We start from the raw sequence: 18,834 nt of genomic DNA, 5'->3' as shown, positions 1-18,834 counted from the left end.
GGTATATCAGTCATAGATGAGGTGACTGATCCACCGCATTCGCGAGCAAGCCCGCTCCCACATTTGTTATGCGGCAATCCTGACAATAGCGGCAACCCGGATTGCCGCTTTACTGGCGCCACGCGGAAACGGCTTGCCGCTTTTCTGGCATTGCCATCGGCAATCTGCCCTCAAACCCTTTAAATACGGGCTCAGCATAAACTGGCACACACCTTGCTATAACCCTGCTAACGAACAGCAGGTCAGCCTAAAGGTTTCCGCCATGAGCATCAGCTTCGATAAAGCGCTCGGTATCCACGAACAAGCCCTGGGCTTTCGCGCCCAGCGTGCCGAAGTCCTGGCCAACAACATTGCCAACGCCGATACCCCGAACTACAAGGCTCGGGACCTGGACTTCTCCGCCGTGCTCGCTGCACAGCAGGACAAGACCAAGAACGGCACCTTCGCCTTGAACATGACCAACAACCGTCATATCGAAGCGCAAGGCCTGAGCAGTGGGGATGAGTCGCTGCTGTATCGCACGCCGATGCAGCCGTCGATCGACCAGAACACCGTCGACGCCCAGCTGGAGCAATCGGCCTACGCCGAGAACTCGGTGAACTTTCAGGCCAGCTTTACCCTGCTCAACAGCAAATTCAAAGGGCTGATGTCAGCCCTGCGTGGAGAGTAAGCCATGTCCCTGTCCAGTGTTTTCAATATTGCCGGTAGTGGCATGAGCGCCCAGACCACGCGCCTGAACACCGTCGCCAGTAACATCGCCAACGCCGAGACCGTGTCGTCGAGCATTGACCAGACCTACCGCGCCCGTCACCCGGTGTTCGCCACCATGTTCCAGGGCGGCCAGAGCGGTGGCAGCGATTCGCTGTTCCAGGACCAGGGCAATGCCGGCTCCGGCGTGCAGGTGCTGGGCGTGGTCGAAGACCAAAGCAACCTGGAAGCCCGCTACGAGCCTAACCACCCGGCTGCGAACGAAAAGGGTTACGTCTACTACCCCAACGTCAACGTGGTCGAGGAAATGGCCGACATGATTTCCGCCAGCCGTTCGTTCCAGACCAACGCGGAAATGATGAACACCGCCAAAACCATGATGCAGAAGGTCCTGACCCTGGGTCAGTGATAAGGGGCGCCAAATAATGGCCATTGTTGATACCACTACCAACACGGCGGTCCAGGACCTTTTCAACACCAAGGTCAAGACCGCCACGAACAACGTTGCGAGCACCGCCACTGCGGCCACGGGCAACCAGTCCCTGGGCAAGGATGCGTTCCTGCAACTGCTGGTCACCCAGCTGAAGAACCAGAACCCGCTGTCGCCCCAGGACAACGGCGCGTTCGTGGCCCAGCTGGCGCAATTCAGCAGCCTGGAAGGCATCAACACCCTGAACGACTCGGTGAATGCGATCTCCAGCAACTTCAGCTCGTCGCAAGCGCTGCAAGCGTCGTCGCTGGTGGGGCGTTCGATCATCACCCAGACCGACAAGGCCCTGGTGGATACCAGCAAGAGCATGACCGGTTCCGTCGCAGTGACGTCGGCGGTGGGCAACGTCTCGGTGAAGATCACCGACAAAGACGGCAATGTGGTCCGCACCGTCGATATGGGCGCGCAGAGCGCCGGTACGGCCGACTTTATCTGGGATGGCAAGAACGACAAGGGTGAGGTTGCCGCAGCTGGCACTTACACCTTTACCGCCACCACCAAGAATGACAAAGGCGACGCGGTTGTCCTGGCGACTTCGCTGCCAGCCACCGTCACCAGCGTGACCTTGAGCAAGACCGGCGGCGAAATGCTGCTGAACCTTGCCGGCGGCATGGGCAGCGTCAAGCTGTCGCAAATTCAGACTATCGGTACATAGAGCCGGCTAAATACGGCAGAGGGAGAGAAACATGTCTTTTAACATCGGCCTTAGCGGCCTCTATGCGGCCAACAAACAACTGGACGTGACCGGCAACAACATCGCCAACGTCGCGACCACCGGCTTCAAATCGTCCCGTGCGGAATTCGCCGATATCTACGCCGCGTCCAAGCTCGGCACCGGCCAGAACACCATCGGCAACGGCGTGAACCTGGCGGCCGTGTCCCAGCAGTTCACCCAGGGTGAAGTGAACGCCAGCGGCGGCATCCTGGACATGGCGATCCAGGGCGGCGGTTTCTTCGTGCAGAAGGGCAGCGACGGTTCGCTGGAATACACCCGTAGCGGTGCCTTCCGTGCCGACAAAGACGGCTACATCACCAACAACACCGGCACCTCGCGCCTGCAGGGCTATGCGGCTGACGAAAATGGCAAGATCACCAAGGGTGGCCTGGTCGACCTGCAACTGAACCTGGCCAACCTGCCGCCAAAGGCGTCCACCAAAGTGGATTCCAGCAGCAACCTGAACTCCTCCGAGCCGGTCATCGACCAGAGCAAGAAGCCGTTCGATCCGCTGAAGACCGATACCTTCACCACGTCCTACAGCACCACGCTGTACGACTCCCAGGGCAACGCCCACCCGATGGTGCAGTACGTGGTGAAAACCGACGCCAACGAATGGCAGTCGTACACCTTGATTGATGGCCGCAACCCTGACGGTACGCCGCCAACCGGTAACGCTACGGACATGAAGCCGCCTGTGCCTTCGACGTTGACCTTCGACGGTGCCGGTAACCTCAAGAGCATCGTGACCGGCGGTGTGGCTGGCACGACCTTGACCATCAAGGATTGGGTGCCGGGTACGGTGACCGACGGCGTCTGGAAGGCCAACGACGCGACGGCGAACAAGGACGGCATTGCGATCAACATGTCCAACGTCACCCAATACAACTCGGCCACCTACCGCAACCCGCCGGTCACCGATGGCTACGCCACCGGCCAGATCACCGGCCTGAAAGTCGACGGTAACGGCGTGCTGTTCGCCACCTTCAGCAACCAGCAGAGCAAGGCCATTGGCCAGATCTCCCTGGCCAGCTTCAACAACGAACAGGGCCTGCAACCGGCTGGCGGCACCACCTGGAGAGAGACTTTTGCTTCGGGCCAGCCGGGCTATGACTCTCCGCAAGCGGGCACCCTGGGTTCGATCGTGGCCGGTTCCCTGGAGAACTCCAACGTCAACCTGACCAACGAGCTGGTGGACCTTATCAAGGCCCAGAGCAACTACCAGGCGAACGCCAAGACCATCTCCACCCAGAGCACCATCATGCAGACCATCATTCAGATGACGTGATGCTGTTTGCCTGAACTTCCAGAAGAAAGAAACCCCTCGGCTGAGGGGTTTTTTTTTGAATTTCGGGAGGGGGCTGTCCGCTCAGAGAACTCGCGTTTTGTTGGAACTGCCTGCCCCTTTTGCTCCACCTATTGAGCCACTAGGTTTGCAAGGGGCGAAGGCTATGTGGGACGGATTAATATCAGGCAACAGGGATCGGATGTATTGGTCTGCTGGGGCGAGTGCACCGCGCATTGATGAAGCGCAAGACAGCACAGTTGCAGATAAGGAGGCTGTTTTAAACCTGCTCAAGGAGCTGGAAGAAGCCCAGAAAACCTTCAAGAGCCAGACGGTTCGAGACTTGCGTGACAAGCTGAATGATTTGCGCGAGACGTTAGGGGAGGGCAGGTTCAAGGAGATTATTGAGCAGCTCAAGAAAGACGCGCCTAACAGTTGGCTTGAGTTTTTGAAGGCACTGTTCCCTGAGCTGTTTCCAGATCAAGCGTCTACCGATGTTGGATCGCAGTCAGGTGGCGGGGGGGGAGGAGGTGGCGGTGGCGGTGGTGGTGGTGTAAGCGGTGGCAGCGGTCGCTACGAGGGCGGGGGGTTAGACCGTGGGGGTCTGGGGCTGGGAGAGTCGGTGGGTAACTTGCCGGTCACGGCGGGAACCCATCAAACCAATTTCGAGCCGGGTAGCTACAAACCTGGCGAAATGCCGAAAAATCTCTTTCCCGGTGCCTATCAGGGACAAGAAGGTAATTGCGGGGCTATCTCGGCTTGTAAGGCCATGATTGCGCAGTATGGGCCAGCGGGTGTGTTTAAGGACGTCCAGCGGGATTCGGCGGGCAATTATGATGTAACGCTTAAAGACGGTAATGTTGTCCGGGTTACGCAGGCGCAGTACCGCGAGTCAGCAGCAAGGGCTCAACTACAAGGACAGGATCCAAAGTTGCTTGGGTTTATGAATCTTATGTTGGCCGTGAACAACGTTCAGGCAATGAAGCAGCGTAACGATGGGATTTCCGGGAGAAATTTCAGCGAAGCCATTAACAGCATCAATAATGGGGAGTGGGCTAAGGAGACTTTTGATCGGTTGGGCTACGAAAATCTCGTAGACAGAGTCAGTCCTTCTGAGTTGGCCAGGGGCAGGCCCGGCACCTTGGATAACGCGACACATTCGGTGGCGGTAATAGGTGGTAGTGAGGATCGATGGGGTACGAAATTCGGCGGTGCGCGTACTGATCCCAATTTGATTGCCTGGGGCTTCAAGCGGGGATACGCGTAAGTAAAAAGAGGGGTTTCCTGCAAACAAAACCCCCTGTAAGCCCGGTTGAAATCCTGGGCTTACAGGGGGCTGACTGTTTCAGATAGTTAAACCTGAAAGTGCCTCAGCTTATTGGCAAGCTTCGCAATCCGGCTCGTCGATCGCGCAGGCTTTTGGCACTGGCGCCGGACCGGCAGGGGCAGCGAGCACCGAATCATCACCGTGGTTGCCGCTGGAAACAGCGTTCAGCTTACCGGTGTTGATGGTCGATTTCTCGGTGCTGGTCGCGGCCAGGGCACGGAGGTAGTAAGTGGTTTTCAGGCCACGGTACCAAGCCATGCGGTAGGTCACGTCCAGCTTCTTGCCCGATGCGCCGGCGATGTACAGGTTCAGGGACTGGGCCTGGTCGATCCACTTCTGACGACGGCTGGCGGCGTCAACGATCCACTTGGTGTCCACTTCGAAGGCGGTCGCGTAGAGCTCTTTGAGTTCTTGCGGGATGCGCTCGATCTGCTGCACCGAACCGTCGTAGTACTTCAGGTCGTTAATCATGACCGAGTCCCACAGGCCGCGGGCTTTCAGGTCGCGAACCAGGTACGGGTTGATCACGGTGAATTCGCCCGACAGGTTCGATTTCACATACAGGTTCTGGTAGGTCGGTTCGATCGACTGCGATACGCCAGTGATGTTGGCGATGGTCGCGGTCGGCGCGATGGCCATGATGTTGGAGTTACGAATACCTTTCTGCACACGGGCACGTACCGGCGCCCAGTCCAGGGTTTCGTTCAGGTCAACGTCGATGTACTTCTGGCCACGGGCTTCGATCAGGATCTGTTGCGAATCCAGCGGCAGGATGCCCTTGGACCACAGCGAACCCTGGAACGTCTCGTAGGCGCCGCGCTCGTCGGCCAGGTCGCAGGAAGCCTGGATCGCGTAGTAGCTGACCGCTTCCATGGACTTGTCGGCGAACTCGACCGCAGCATCCGAACCGTAAGGAATGTGCTGCAGGTACAGCGCGTCCTGGAAGCCCATGATGCCCAGGCCGACCGGACGGTGCTTGAAGTTGGAGTTCTGCGCCTGTGGCACCGAGTAGTAGTTGATGTCGATCACGTTATCGAGCATGCGCACTGCGGTGTTGACGGTACGTTCCAGCTTGGCGGTGTCCAGCTTGCCATTGACGATGTGGTTCGGCAGGTTGATCGAGCCCAGGTTGCAAACGGCGATCTCGTCCTTGTTGGTGTTCAAGGTGATCTCGGTGCACAGGTTCGAGCTGTGGACCACGCCCACGTGCTGCTGCGGGCTGCGCAGGTTGCACGGGTCTTTGAAGGTCAGCCATGGGTGGCCGGTTTCAAACAGCATGGACAGCATCTTGCGCCACAGGTCTTTGGCCTGGATGGTCTTGAACAGCTTGATCTTGCCCGGGTACTGGGACAGGGCTTCGTAGTACTCGTAGCGCTCTTCGAAGGCCTTGCCGGTCAGGTCGTGCAGGTCCGGCACTTCGGACGGCGAGAACAGGGTCCACTGGCCGTCATCGAAGACACGCTTCATGAACAGGTCAGGGATCCAGTTGGCGGTGTTCATGTCGTGGGTACGACGACGATCATCACCGGTGTTCTTGCGCAGCTCGATGAACTCTTCAATGTCCATGTGCCAGGTTTCCAGGTAGGCACACACTGCGCCTTTGCGCTTGCCGCCCTGGTTGACCGCTACGGCGGTGTCGTTCACCACTTTCAGGAACGGTACAACGCCCTGGGACTTGCCGTTGGTGCCCTTGATGTACGAACCCAGTGCACGCACCGGCGTCCAATCGTTGCCCAGGCCGCCAGCGAATTTGGACAACATGGCGTTGTCGTGGATCGCGTGGTAGATGCCCGACAGGTCGTCCGGCACGGTGGTCAGGTAGCAGCTGGACAGCTGTGGACGCAGGGTGCCGGCGTTGAACAGCGTCGGTGTGGACGACATGTAGTCGAAGGACGACAACAGGTTGTAGAACTCGATGGCGCGGTCTTCTTTGTGCTTCTCTTCAATCGCCAGGCCCATGGCCACGCGCATGAAGAACACTTGCGGCAGTTCGAAGCGGATACCGTCCTTGTGGATGAAGTAACGGTCGTACAGGGTTTGCAGGCCCAGGTACGTGAACTGCTGGTCGCGCTCGTGGTTGATCGCCTTGCCGAGTTTTTCCAGGTCGAAAGTGGCCAGGATCGGGTTCAGCAATTCGAATTCGATACCTTTGGCGATATAGGCTGGAAGCGCCTTGGCGTACAGGTCGGCCATCTCGTGGTGGGTGGCGCTGTCGGCAACGCCGAGGAAGCCCAGGCCTTCGGCACGCAGGGTGTCCATCAGCAGGCGCGCGGTCACGAACGAATAGTTCGGCTCGCGTTCAACCAGGGTACGGGCGGTCATCACCAGGGCGGTGTTGACGTCGGTCAGGGCCACGCCGTCGTACAGGTTCTTCAGGGTTTCGCGCTGGATCAGGTCACCATCGACTTCTTCCAGGCCTTCGCAGGCCTCGGTGATGATGGTGTTCAGGCGGCCCAGGTCCAGCGGTGCAAACGTACCGTCGGCCAGGGTGATGCGGATCGACGGGTGAGCTTGCACGGCCGCTTCTTCGGCCGGGGTGCGCACGGCGCGCTCTTTGGAGCGGGCGTCACGGTAGATCACGTAGTCGCGGGCTACTTTCTGCTCGCCGGCACGCATCAGGGCCAGTTCGACCTGGTCCTGGATTTCTTCGATGTGGATGGTGCCGCCCGATGGCATGCGACGCTTGAAGGTCGCAGTGACTTGTTCGGTCAGGCGGGCAACGGTGTCGTGGATGCGCGACGAAGCGGCAGCGGTGCCGCCTTCAACTGCAAGAAACGCTTTGGTGATGGCGACGGTGATTTTGTCATCGGTGTAAGGAACGACAGTGCCGTTACGCTTGATCACGCGCAGTTGGCCGGGTGCGGTGGCGGACAGATCCAGGTTCGAATCAGCGGCCTGCGTCACGGAGCCTTGCGGGTTCTCGCGAGTTGTGTCGGTTTGCATGGGGGGTTGTCTCCACGTTCTATATTTGATTGCGAGTGCCAGGCTCTTCCTGCAACACCCGTACCGTTTTCCATATCGGGGAATGGGAAACAGCTGCCATCCGCGTGAGCGGTTTGGTCTACTGAAAAATCGGTTGGTTCCCTACTGCGTCAGCAATAAAACCCTTGAATTTCGCACCACTTGTGTGGTTGGGCAATTCGGTCAAAAACCCCACATATAGGGTCTGTCGTGAGGCCGAGGTACAAGATAATGCGTTTCGGAAGGGTTGGCAACGCAGTAACCTGTGGATAACGCTGTGGGTAAAATGTGTATGAAAGGTAGAACCTGCGTGTAGGCCGCATTGCTGCTGCGTTACGCCGTTTGTCATGAAATATTTCCGGCTCAAAACAGCTGGGCCGTTTTCGAAGGGCGCGAACCCTATCACAGATTATCGCGATCACCGAATGGATTTCCCGCCTTGTGCTACCGGCCATGAGCATGGCTACAATCGGCCTCTGTTATGCCTCTAAAACATGACAAACAGGGTACGGCCGACGGAGCACTAAATGTGGGAGCCGGCTTGCCCGCGAAGGCGGTGTATCAGCAGCACATTCAGTGACTGACACTGCGCTTTCGCGAGCAAGCCCGCTCCCACATTTAAATCTGCAGCGGTCATAAGAACGTCTAATAACAACGAGGACCACCCGTGGAGCAAGAAGCCTGGCAAATACTGATCGTCGAGGACGACGAGCGATTGGCCGAGTTGACCCGTGATTACCTGGAAAGCAACGGCCTGCGCGTCGCGGTGGAAGGTAACGGCGCCCTGGCCGCGGCGCGGATCATCGCCGAACAACCGGACCTGGTGATCCTCGACCTTATGCTGCCCGGCGAAGACGGCCTGAGCATCTGCCGCAAGGTGCGCGAGCGCTATGACGGCGTGATCCTGATGCTCACCGCGCGCACCGACGACATGGACCAGGTGCTCGGCCTCGACATGGGCGCCGACGACTACGTGTGCAAACCCGTGCGCCCACGCCTCTTATTGGCGCGCATCCAGGCCCTGCTGCGGCGCAGCGAACCGGCCGAACCGGTCCACGTAGAAAGCCGCCGCCTGCAATTCGGCCCGCTGGTGGTGGACAACGCCCTGCGTGAGGCCTGGTTGCAGGATGGCAGTATCGAACTGACCAGCGCCGAGTTCGACCTTTTATGGCTGCTGGTGGCGAATGCCGGGCGCATCCTGTCTCGCGAAGAGATTTTCATCGCCCTGCGCGGCATCGGCTACGACGGCCAGGACCGCTCCATTGATGTGCGCATTTCGCGCATCCGCCCAAAAATAGGCGACGACCCGATCCACCCGCGCCTCATCAAGACCATCCGCAGCAAAGGCTACCTGTTCGTCCCCGAAGCCGCCGCCGATATGCCGCTGTGAACTCGATCTTCCTGCGCATCTACGGCGGCATGTGCGCGGCGCTGATCCTGGTGGCGCTGCTCGGCGTGCTGGCCCTGCACCTGCTCAACGAGGTACGCAGCGGCCAGTACCGCGAGCGCCTGGCCCACGGCACTTTTGCGCTGATGGGCGACAACCTCAAGCCCATGAGCCCCATCGAGCGCCAGCGCGCCCTGGCGGTGTGGGAGCGCTTGCTCGGCATTCCCCTGGAACTGCGCAGCCTCAGCGACGCGCAGTTGGACCTGAGCCAGCGCAATCGCCTGCAACGCGGCCAGGTGCTGGTGCAGCAGACCGGCCCCCATGCGGCGCGGGTGCTGCGCCTGGTCAGCGAGCAGGAGTCGCTGGTGTTGACCGGCGAAGTGCAGCAGATCAGCGAGCAATTGGCCCGTGCGACGATTTACCTGCTGGCCGATGAGCTGGTGCGCTACCCCGTCGCCGAGCAGCCGCAGCGCCTGGCCGATATAAAGGAAGCCAAGGGCTTTGGCTTCGAGATGCACCTGATGGCTCTCGACCAGGCCGATATGGACGACGACCAGCGCCGTCGCGTCGCGGAAGGCGACACGGTGATGGCCCTGGGCAAGGGCGGCGATTCGATCCGCGTGTTTGCCGGCATGGTCGGCACGCCGTGGGTGTTGGAAATCGGCCCGTTGTATCAGATGAACCCGTACCCGCCGCAATGGCTGATCCTCATCGCGTTGATCGGCCTGACCCTGATCGGCTTGATCGTCTATCTATTGGTGCGCCAGTTGGAGCGGCGCCTCAAAGGCCTGGAAGCCGCCGCCACACGGATCGCCAAAGGCAACCTGGAAGTGCGCGTGCCCGCCCGTGGCGCCGACTCGGTGGGGCGCCTGGCGGCGGCCTTTAATGGCATGGCCGAGCACTTGCAGCAACTGCTGGCGATCCAGCGTGAGCTGGTGCGTGCCGTGTCCCACGAATTGCGCACACCGGTGGCGCGCCTGCGTTTCGGCCTGGAGATGGTCGGCGATGCCACCACGCCAGAAGCGCGGCACAAATACCTGGAGGGCATGGACAGCGATATCCAGGACCTCGACGGCCTGGTGGACGAAATGCTCACCTATGCCCGCCTGGAGCAGGGCGCGCCGGAGCTGAATTTCCAGCGTGTCGACCTCAGTGCGTTGCTCGACCAGGTGATCGGCGAATTATCGCCACTGCGCCCGCAGGTCTCGGTCAGCCGGGGCATTTGCCTGTCCTCGGCGCATTGGGATGACGCCTGGGTCGAAGCCGAACCGCGCTACCTGCACCGCGCCCTGCAAAACCTGGTGAGCAACGCCATGCGGCACGCTCAGGGTCAAGTCATCATCAGCTACCAGGTGGGGCAGGTGCGTTGCCGCATCGATGTGGAGGACGACGGCCCGGGCGTGCCGGAAAGCGCCTGGGAGCGCATCTTCACGCCGTTCTTGCGCCTGGACGACAGCCGTACCCGTGCATCGGGCGGGCATGGGCTGGGGTTGTCGATTGTGCGGCGGATTATCTATTGGCATGGTGGGCGGGCGTTGATCGGCAAGAGCAACAATTTGGGTGGAGCTTGTTTCAGCCTGAGTTGGCCCAGGGATCAGGAGAAACCCTGATACCGCTTTCGCGAGCAAGCCCGCTCCCACATCTTTACCGCGTTGTGTCAGATAGTCAGGCGGCGACGGGCACCCGGCTGGTATGCCAGATCAGCACCTTGCTGACCCGGTTGTCCTCGGTCTCGAGGATTTCCAGGCGGTAACGGCCGATCTTCAGGCACACCGCGCAATCGGGAATGGTCTCCAGCGCTTCGGTCACCAAGCCATTGAGGGTCTTGGGGCCGTCGCTGGGCAGGTGCCAGTTGAGGCTCTTGTTCAGTTCGCGGATCGACGCGGCGCCATCGACAATGTAGCGGCCATCGGGCTGCGCTTCGATATGCGGGTTGTCCGCACCCTGTTCGCTTTCGAATTCGCCGACGATTTCTTCAAGGATGTCTTCCAGGGTGACAATGCCCAGCACTTCGCCGTATTCGTCCACCACCATGCCCAGGCGGCGCTGCTGTTTGTGGAAGTTCAGCAGTTGCAGTTGCAGCGGCGTGCTTTCCGGGACGAAGTAGGGTTCGTGGCAGGCGGCGAGCAACGCTTCCTTGGTCAGGCTGGCGTCGGGTAGCAGGTGCTGGATCTGCCGGGTGTTGAGGACGGCTTCGACCTGATTGATATCGCTGTGGAATACCGGCAGGCGGGTGCGCTGGGACGTGCGCAGTTGCTCGATGATCTCGTCGATCGAGTCATCCAGGTTGATGCCGTCCACTTCGCTGCGCGGCACCAGGATGTCGTTGACGGTGATGTTGTCCAGGGCGTGGATGCCCGGCATGCCGGGCGTGCGGCTTTCGTCGGCCTGCGGCTCGGGTTCGTCATCATGGTCGGGCAACGGCTCGTCGCTCTTTTTCACCACGCCGGACTTGCGCGCGAAGGGGCGCAACAGCAACAGGCTGATGCCATTGAGCAGCCAGGCCAGGGGATAAAGGATTTTCAGCGGCACGCCCAGCAGCGTGTTGCCAAAGCCCAGCACCGCCTGCGGATAGCGCGTGGCGAGGGCGCGGGGCAGGTAGTCGGCTAGGATCAGCAGGATCGCGCAGGAAATCATCCAGCCCAGCCAAGGGCCGTTTTGCGCCCAGGCGTAGATCGCCAGCAGCGTGCAGAGGATCACCACCGCCGCACGGCACAGGCTGTTGCACAGGATCAGGCTGTTGCGTGGGAAATTCAGGCGGGCCGCCGCCTTGTCACCCTGGCGTGTACCGGGGCGCAGGGCCAGCAGGTGTTGTTGTGCGGCTTCGATGGCGGTAAAAAGCGCCGCCCATAACACCAGCAAGGCGATTACCGCGAGCATCGGCCCCAGGGGCAAGTTGTCCATGATCGCTGCCCGTCAGATATGCAGGATGTATTCGCGAACCAGCTTGCTGCCGAAATAGGCCAGCATCAGCAGGCAGAAACCGGCCAGGGTCCAGCGGATCGCCTTGTGCCCGCGCCAGCCCAGGCGGTTGCGGCCCCACAGCAGCACGCTGAACACGACCCAGGCCAGGCACGCCAGCAGGGTCTTGTGCACCAGGTGTTGGGCAAACAGGTTTTCGACGAACAGCCAGCCGGAGATCAGCGACAGCGACAGCAGCGTCCAGCCGGCCCAGAGGAAACCGAACAGCAGGCTTTCCATGGTTTGCAGCGGCGGGAAGTTCTTGATTAGCCCGGACGGGTGCTTGTGCTTGAGCTGGTGGTCCTGCAGCAGCAGGAGCAGGGACTGGAACACCGCGATGGTGAACATGCCGTAGGCCAGGATCGATAGCAGGATGTGCGCGAGGATGCCCGGCTCCTCATCGATCACCTGGACGGTACCGGTGGGGGCGAATTGCGACAGCAGCACCGTCAGCACGCCGAGGGGGAATAGCAGGACGAGCAGGTTCTCCACCGGGATGCGCGAGCAGGCGATCAGCGTCAAGGCGATCACGGCCGCTGCGATCAGGCTGGCGGCGCTGAAAAAATCCAGGCCTAGGCCGACTGGCGTCATCAGGTGGGTAAACAGGCTGGCAGCGTGGGCCAGCAGGGCCGCGACGCCAAGGCCGACCAGCAGGCGTTTGTCCGCCTTGGTGCCTTGGGCCAGACGAGTGCCCTGATAGAGAGTCGCAGCGGCATACAACAGGGCGGCGGCGAGGCTGGGTAGCAAACTGGGTGACAAAGGGAGCATAAATCCTGTTAGGCAAGCCCGAAAGGCGCTGAGTTTGGCATACCCCCGCGTAACACGAAAGACTCTCAGGCCAGACAGCGGGTGTGCATGGCGGCAGTCTTCGCTATAATCCGCGACCTGCCCACGCCGCAGGCTCGCCGAGCGCTGTTTTTAATAGCGATTTACCACAGCCTGGGCCGTCATTACCTCGGTCTACCACTGCATTTCGATGAGTAGGGCCTGAAAGGAACGCGCATGTTTGAAAACTTGACTGACCGTCTCTCGCAGACGCTGCGCCACGTAACCGGCAAGGCCAAGCTGACCGAGGACAATATCAAAGACACCCTGCGCGAAGTGCGCATGGCGTTGCTGGAAGCCGACGTGGCCTTGCCCGTGGTGAAGGACTTCGTCAACTCGGTCAAAGAGCGCGCAGTGGGCACCGAAGTGTCCCGCAGCCTGACGCCGGGCCAGGCCTTCGTGAAGATCGTCCAGGCCGAACTCGAAAGCCTGATGGGCGCGGCGAACGAAGATTTGAACCTCAGCGCCGTGCCACCGGCCGTCGTGCTGATGGCCGGTCTGCAAGGTGCGGGTAAGACCACTACCGCCGGCAAGCTGGCGCGCTTCCTTAAAGAGCGCAAGAAGAAGTCCGTGATGGTGGTGTCGGCCGACGTCTACCGTCCGGCGGCGATTAAACAGCTGGAAATGCTTGCGGGCGAAGTGGGTGTGACCTTCTTCCCGTCCGACCTGAGCCAGAAGCCGGTCGACATTGCCAACGCGGCTATTAAAGAAGCCAAGCTGAAGTTCATCGACGTGGTCATCGTCGATACTGCCGGTCGCCTGCACATCGATGAAGAGATGATGGGCGAGATCAAGGCGCTGCATGCCGCGATCAACCCGGTCGAGACGCTGTTCGTGGTCGATGCCATGACCGGCCAGGATGCGGCCAACACCGCCAAGGCCTTCGGCGATGCACTGCCGCTGACCGGCGTGATCCTCACCAAGGTCGACGGTGACGCCCGTGGCGGTGCCGCACTGTCGGTGCGTGCCATTACCGGCAAGCCGATCAAGTTCATCGGTATGGGCGAGAAGAGCGAAGCGCTCGAGCCGTTCCACCCGGAGCGTATCGCCTCGCGCATCCTTGGCATGGGCGACGTGCTCAGCCTGATCGAGCAGGCCGAAGCCACGCTCGACAAGGACAAGGCCGACAAGCTGGCCAAGAAGCTGAAGAAGGGCAAGGGCTTCGACCTCGAAGACTTCCGTGACCAGCTGCAACAGATGAAGAACATGGGCGGCCTCGGCGGCCTGATGGACAAGCTGCCGAACATCGGCGGTGTGAACCTGGCGCAGATGGGCAATGCCCAGGGCGCGGCAGAGAAGCAGTTCAAGCAGATGGAAGCCATCATCAACTCCATGACCCCGGCCGAGCGCCGCGACCCTGAGCTTATCAGCGGTTCGCGCAAGCGTCGGATCGCCATGGGTTCCGGCACCCAGGTGCAGGACATCGGTCGCTTGATAAAGCAACACAAGCAGATGCAGAAGATGATGAAGAAATTCTCCGCAAAAGGCGGAATGGCCAAGATGATGCGCGGCATGGGCGGTATGTTGCCCGGCGGCGGCATGCCGAAAATGTAAAGAATTCGAGCGGGAGCCTGCTCCTGCTCCGACCCACAAGGACGTGGGATCTCCAGCAAACCCGCGGTTAGCGGGAGCTGACTTGCCGTTTTAACCGACGGCTCTATAGCAGATCTGAATGGCACGCCGATAGGCGCCAGAAAAAGACATTTGCAAAAGTCCGGATATTCCTTAGAATATGCGGCCTTTCGGGCACCTATGCCCGCTGTGCATTTAGATTTGCAGCACCGACTACAGGAACGATGTTCACATGCTAACAATCCGTCTTGCCCTTGGCGGCTCCAAAAAGCGCCCGTTTTACCACTTGACCGTAACTGACAGCCGCAACCCACGTGACGGCTCTCACAAGGAACAAGTTGGCTTCTTCAACCCGATCGCTCGTGGTCAAGAAGTTCGTCTGTCCGTGAACCAAGAGCGCGTAGCCTACTGGCTGAGCGTTGGTGCACAGCCATCCGAGCGCGTTGCCAAGCTGTTGAAAGACTCGGCTAAGGCCGCAGCCTGAGCAATATGAACGCGACGCCAGCTGTTGCTGATGATTTGATCGTTATTGGCAAGATTTACTCTGTTCATGGCGTTCGCGGCGAAGTGAAGGTGTATTCCTTTACTGATCCGACTGAAAACCTGTTGCAGTACAAAACCTGGACGCTCAAGCGCGAGGGTAGTGTGAAACAGGTCGAGCTGGTCAGTGGACGCGGGAGCGACAAGTTCCTGGTCGCAAAGCTCAAGGGTCTTGATGATCGTGAAGAAGCTCGTCTTCTGGCCGGTTATGAGATCTGCGTGCCGCGCAACCTGTTCCCTGAATTGACCGACGGCGAGTACTACTGGTACCAGCTGGAAGGTCTGAAGGTTGTTGACCAACTCGGGCAATTGCTCGGGAAAATCGACCATCTTCTGGAAACCGGCGCCAATGATGTAATGGTGGTCAAGCCTTGCGCTGGCAGCCTGGATGATCGCGAACGCCTGTTGCCCTATACGGAGCAATGCGTGTTGGCCGTCGACCTGGCCGCAGGCGAGATGAAGGTGGAATGGGATGCGGACTTCTAAGCGTGGCTAATTTGCGCATTGAAGTGATCAGTTTGTTTCCCGAGATGTTTTCCGCCATCAGCGAGTACGGCATCACCAGTCGGGCGGTGAAACAGGGGCTGTTGCAGCTGACCTGTTGGAACCCGCGAGACTACACGACGGATCGACATCACACTGTGGACGATCGCCCATTTGGCGGTGGCCCGGGCATGGTGATGAAGATCAAGCCCCTGGAAGACGCGTTGGCCCAGGCCAAGGCCGCAGCCGGGGAGAAGGCGAAGGTAATTTACCTGTCCCCTCAAGGCCGCCAGCTGAAACAGGCTGCGGTACGCGACATGGCGAATGAGGAAGCATTGATCCTGATTGCCGGTCGCTATGAAGGCATTGACGAGCGTTTTATTGATGCTCACGTCGATGAAGAGTGGTCGATTGGGGACTATGTCCTGTCTGGCGGCGAGCTGCCGGCGATGGTCCTGATAGATGCGGTTACACGACTGCTGCCTGGAGCTTTAGGGCATGCGGACTCCGCGGAGGAAGATTCCTTCACGGATGGTTTGCTGGATTGCCCGCACTACACCCGACCGGAGGTGTATGCGGATCAGCGTGTTCCCGACGTATTGCTAAGTGGCAATCACGCACACATCCGGCGTTGGCGTTTACAGCAGTCCCTTGGTCGGACCTATGAACGACGCGCCGATCTTCTGGAAAGCCGCTCGCTTTCTGGAGAAGAGAAGAAGCTGCTCGAGGAATACATCCTCGCGCGGGACGATAGTTAACAACGTATCGATGGTAGGTCCATTGACTTACCTTAGGAGCACAGCATGACTAACAAAATCATCCTTGCACTCGAAGCAGAGCAGATGACCAAAGAGATCCCTACCTTTGCCCCGGGCGACACCATTGTCGTTCAGGTGAAAGTGAAGGAAGGCGACCGTTCGCGTCTGCAAGCGTTCGAAGGCGTGGTAATTGCCAAGCGTAACCGTGGTGTGAACAGTGCTTTCACTGTTCGTAAAATCTCCAACGGTGTTGGCGTAGAGCGTACTTTCCAGACCTACAGCCCGCAAATCGACAGCATGGCCGTTAAACGTCGCGGTGACGTACGTAAAGCCAAGCTGTACTACCTGCGTGACCTGTCCGGTAAAGCAGCTCGCATCAAGGAAAAACTGGCTTAAGTCCAGCTTCCCGATGCAGAAAAAAGCAGCCTACGGGCTGCTTTTTTGTGCCTGAAATTTGTCTATTTGCCGGTATTTGTCAATGACCACCCGCCTCGAAGAAATCCAGCGTCGTACCGACCTGTCCGTGACCCATGTGACCAAGGCGGTGTTCCCGCCGACCACCAACCACCACAACACCCTGTTCGGCGGCACCGCATTGGCCTGGATGGACGAAGTGTCGTTCATCACCGCCACGCGGTTTTGCCGATTGCCGTTGGTGACGGTGTCCACCGACCGTATCGACTTCAATCATGCGATCCCTGCCGGCTCCATTGTTGAGCTGATCGGCCGTGTGATCAAAGTGGGTAACACCAGCCTCAAGGTTGAAGTGGAAGTGTTTGTCGAGAGCATGAGTGCTGATGGCCGTGAAAGGGCGATCCAGGGTGTGTTCAGTTTTGTGGCGATTGATGCCGATAAGCGCCCGGTACCGGTGTTGCCTGGGTTTGTTGACTGACTGGAGACCGAGTCGCGGCTATCGCAGGCAAGCCAGCTCCCACATTTGATTGGTGTTGGGCACAAATCACTAGCCCACCACAAAACCCCTGTGGGAGCTGGCTTGCCTGCGATAGGATCTAACAGACACTACAGAAACCCGCCTGAGCCCCCATGCCCGCCATCGACCACCCCCTGATCGACCGCTTCCTCGACGCCCTCTGGCTGGAAAAAGGCTTGTCGGACAACACCCGCCAGGCGTACCGCAGTGACTTGGCCTTGTTCAATGGCTGGCTGCAGGAAAAAAACCTAGAACTGCCCAACGCCGGTCGCGAGCTGATCCTCGATCACCTGGCCTGGCGCCTTGAACAGAACTACAAACCCCGCTCCACTGCGCGATTTCTCTCCGGTGTGCGTGGCTTCTATCGCTACCTGCTGCGGGAAAAGCTGATCGCCCTCGACCCGACCCTGCAAGTCGATATGCCACAACTCGGTAGGCCGTTGCCCAAGTCGTTGTCGGAAGCCGACGTCGAAGCTTTGCTCGCCGCCCCGGACCTGAGCGAGGCCATCGGCCAGCGCGACCGCGCCATGCTGGAGGTGTTGTACGCCTGCGGCCTGCGGGTGACCGAGTTGATAAGCCTGACCCTGGAGCAGATCAACCTGCGCCAGGGCGTGTTGCGGGTGATGGGCAAGGGCAGCAAGGAGCGGCTGGTGCCGATGGGGGAGGAGGCGATCGTGTGGGTCGAGCGTTACATGCGCGACGGGCGCAGTGAGTTGCTCGGCGGGCGCCCCAGCGATGTGCTGTTTCCCAGCCTGCGTGGCGAGCAGATGACCCGCCAGACGTTCTGGCACCGGATCAAGCATCAGGCCAAGGTCGCGGGTATTGGCAAGAGCCTGTCCCCTCACACTTTGCGCCATGCTTTTGCCACCCATTTGCTCAACCATGGTGCGGATTTGCGGGTGGTCCAAATGCTGCTCGGCCATAGCGATTTATCCACAACCCAGATCTACACCCACGTGGCACGGGCACGTTTGCAGGATATGCACGCCAAGCACCATCCGCGAGGCTGAAAACCGCCAATTTGTCCCGCTGCGGGCTGCCCTTGCGCCCAACTGTGGTAGGCTTTGCCGGTTAGCAAAGGGGACGGCCCAGGCCTGTGTTTCCAAGCGGCGTCAATGCCCGTCCCTGCATCTGCCTTCAGGAGTTCCCATGCGCTTGACCCAGATTATTGCCGCCGCAGCCATTGCGTTGGTTTCCACCTTTGTCGTCGCCGATGATGCTGCCGAGCAGACCATCCGCAAGAGCCTGGCCAACCTGCAGCTCGACACGCCGATCGAAAGCATCAGCGCCAGCCCCATGGCCGGCCTGTATGAAGTCAAGCTCAAGGGCAGCCGCGTGCTGTACGCCAGTGCAGACGGCCAGTACATCGTCCAGGGCTACCTGTTCCAGTTGAAAGATGGCAAGCCGGTCAACCTCACCGAGAAAGCCGAGCGCCTGGGCGTGTCCAAGCTAATCAATGGTATTCCGGTAGCCGAGACCGTGGTTTACCCGGCCATCGGCGAGACCAAGACCCACATCACCGTGTTCACCGACACCACCTGCCCGTACTGCCACAAGCTGCACGCCGAAGTGCCTGCGCTGAACAAGCTGGGCGTGGAAGTGCGCTACGTAGCGTTCCCGCGCCAGGGCCTGGGCTCGCCGGGTGACGAGCAGTTGCAAGCCGTCTGGTGCTCGGCCGACAAGAAAGCGGCCATGGACAAGATGGTCGATGGCAAGGAAATCAAGGCGGCCAAATGCGCCAACCCGGTTTCCAAGCAGTTCGCGTTGGGCCAGTCCATCGGTGTGAACGGTACACCGGCCATCGTTTTGGCCGACGGCCAAGTGATTCCGGGCTACCAGCCGGCTCCACAAGTTGCCAAACTGGCGCTCGGTGCCAAATAAACCAGCATCG

18 protein-coding genes are annotated in these 18,834 nt (G+C 59.8%); 15 read left to right on the top strand and 3 right to left on the bottom strand.

The window, feature by feature from the left end; genetic code table 11:
• Positions 1–262 precede the first annotated feature (262 nt).
• The 5 genes from flgB (at position 263) to NUV89_RS12980 (ending at position 4,465) form a co-directional block, all read left to right on the top strand.
• On the top strand, positions 263–670 hold the full coding sequence (flgB, locus tag NUV89_RS13000; RefSeq protein WP_017529461.1) for a flagellar basal body rod protein FlgB: 408 nt from the start codon (positions 263–265) through the stop codon (positions 668–670).
• A 3-nt stretch (positions 671–673) separates the two neighbouring features.
• Complete coding sequence (gene flgC, locus NUV89_RS12995) at positions 674–1,117, top strand: flagellar basal body rod protein FlgC (protein WP_003233500.1); 444 nt, start codon at positions 674–676, stop codon at positions 1,115–1,117.
• Between the two features lie 16 nt (positions 1,118–1,133).
• Positions 1,134–1,853 carry a flagellar hook assembly protein FlgD gene (flgD, locus tag NUV89_RS12990; protein ID WP_017738192.1) on the top strand — a complete coding sequence of 240 codons (720 nt, stop codon included), beginning with the start codon at positions 1,134–1,136 and terminating at the stop codon, positions 1,851–1,853.
• 31 nt (positions 1,854–1,884) lie between these two features.
• Positions 1,885–3,201 (top strand): flagellar hook protein FlgE, encoded by a 1,317-nt coding sequence (gene flgE / locus NUV89_RS12985; RefSeq protein ID WP_017738191.1) that lies wholly within the window; start codon positions 1,885–1,887, stop codon positions 3,199–3,201.
• A gap of 163 nt (positions 3,202–3,364) precedes the next feature.
• A complete protein-coding gene (locus NUV89_RS12980; RefSeq protein ID WP_257781636.1) occupies positions 3,365–4,465 on the top strand; it encodes a hypothetical protein in 1,101 nt (366 codons plus the stop codon).
• Positions 4,466–4,573: 108 nt separating this feature from the next.
• Here NUV89_RS12980 and NUV89_RS12975 read toward each other — a convergent pair whose 3' ends face one another.
• On the bottom strand, positions 4,574–7,468 hold the full coding sequence (locus tag NUV89_RS12975) for a ribonucleoside-diphosphate reductase subunit alpha (protein ID WP_124528211.1): 2,895 nt from the start codon (positions 7,466–7,468) through the stop codon (positions 4,574–4,576).
• Positions 7,469–8,153: 685 nt separating this feature from the next.
• Between NUV89_RS12975 and NUV89_RS12970 the strand changes: the two genes are divergently transcribed.
• Positions 8,154–8,876 (top strand): response regulator, encoded by a 723-nt coding sequence (locus NUV89_RS12970; RefSeq protein WP_257781635.1) that lies wholly within the window; start codon positions 8,154–8,156, stop codon positions 8,874–8,876.
• Entirely contained in the window at positions 8,873–10,483 is a 1,611-nt protein-coding gene (locus NUV89_RS12965; protein ID WP_257781634.1) for an ATP-binding protein, read from the top strand. The genes NUV89_RS12970 and NUV89_RS12965 overlap by 4 nt, the downstream gene beginning before the upstream one ends.
• Positions 10,484–10,538: 55 nt before the next feature.
• Here the strand turns inward: NUV89_RS12965 and NUV89_RS12960 are convergent, their stop codons facing one another.
• Together NUV89_RS12960 and NUV89_RS12955 are read right to left on the bottom strand one after the other, a co-directional pair.
• Positions 10,539–11,777 (bottom strand): transporter associated domain-containing protein, encoded by a 1,239-nt coding sequence (locus NUV89_RS12960; RefSeq protein WP_257781633.1) that lies wholly within the window; start codon positions 11,775–11,777, stop codon positions 10,539–10,541.
• 12 nt (positions 11,778–11,789) lie between these two features.
• Positions 11,790–12,602 carry an inner membrane protein YpjD gene (locus NUV89_RS12955; protein ID WP_124525025.1) on the bottom strand — a complete coding sequence of 271 codons (813 nt, stop codon included), beginning with the start codon at positions 12,600–12,602 and terminating at the stop codon, positions 11,790–11,792.
• Positions 12,603–12,836: 234 nt separating this feature from the next.
• Between NUV89_RS12955 and ffh the strand changes: the two genes are divergently transcribed.
• The 8 genes from ffh (at position 12,837) to NUV89_RS12915 (ending at position 18,824) form a co-directional block, all read left to right on the top strand.
• A complete protein-coding gene (ffh, locus tag NUV89_RS12950) occupies positions 12,837–14,213 on the top strand; it encodes a signal recognition particle protein (RefSeq protein WP_003193965.1) in 1,377 nt (458 codons plus the stop codon).
• Positions 14,214–14,463: 250 nt separating this feature from the next.
• Complete coding sequence (gene rpsP, locus NUV89_RS12945; RefSeq protein WP_003238923.1) at positions 14,464–14,715, top strand: 30S ribosomal protein S16; 252 nt, start codon at positions 14,464–14,466, stop codon at positions 14,713–14,715.
• 5 nt (positions 14,716–14,720) lie between these two features.
• Positions 14,721–15,257, top strand: a complete 537-nt coding sequence (gene rimM / locus NUV89_RS12940) for a ribosome maturation factor RimM (protein ID WP_017736776.1) — start codon at positions 14,721–14,723, stop codon at positions 15,255–15,257.
• The gene (gene trmD, locus NUV89_RS12935) at positions 15,239–16,012 is read left to right on the top strand and encodes a tRNA (guanosine(37)-N1)-methyltransferase TrmD (RefSeq protein ID WP_177413985.1); all 774 of its coding nucleotides are present in this window, start codon (positions 15,239–15,241) and stop codon (positions 16,010–16,012) included. Before rimM ends, trmD begins: the two co-directional genes overlap by 19 nt.
• A 45-nt stretch (positions 16,013–16,057) precedes the next feature.
• Positions 16,058–16,408, top strand: a complete 351-nt coding sequence (gene rplS, locus NUV89_RS12930; RefSeq protein ID WP_003175895.1) for a 50S ribosomal protein L19 — start codon at positions 16,058–16,060, stop codon at positions 16,406–16,408.
• Positions 16,409–16,490: 82 nt separating this feature from the next.
• Positions 16,491–16,904: an acyl-CoA thioesterase gene (locus NUV89_RS12925; protein ID WP_017736774.1), complete on the top strand. Its 414-nt coding sequence runs from the start codon at positions 16,491–16,493 to the stop codon at positions 16,902–16,904.
• A gap of 152 nt (positions 16,905–17,056) precedes the next feature.
• Positions 17,057–17,953 (top strand): site-specific tyrosine recombinase XerD, encoded by an 897-nt coding sequence (xerD, locus tag NUV89_RS12920; RefSeq protein ID WP_257781632.1) that lies wholly within the window; start codon positions 17,057–17,059, stop codon positions 17,951–17,953.
• A gap of 139 nt (positions 17,954–18,092) precedes the next feature.
• Entirely contained in the window at positions 18,093–18,824 is a 732-nt protein-coding gene (locus tag NUV89_RS12915; RefSeq protein ID WP_017736772.1) for a thioredoxin fold domain-containing protein, read from the top strand.
• Positions 18,825–18,834: the final 10 nt, after the last annotated feature.

Origin of the sequence: Pseudomonas sp. 18.1.10 (assembly GCF_024655625.1) — a bacterium.
Classification (GTDB): domain Bacteria; phylum Pseudomonadota; class Gammaproteobacteria; order Pseudomonadales; family Pseudomonadaceae; genus Aquipseudomonas.
This window is presented reverse-complemented; position numbering and strand designations above follow the sequence as displayed.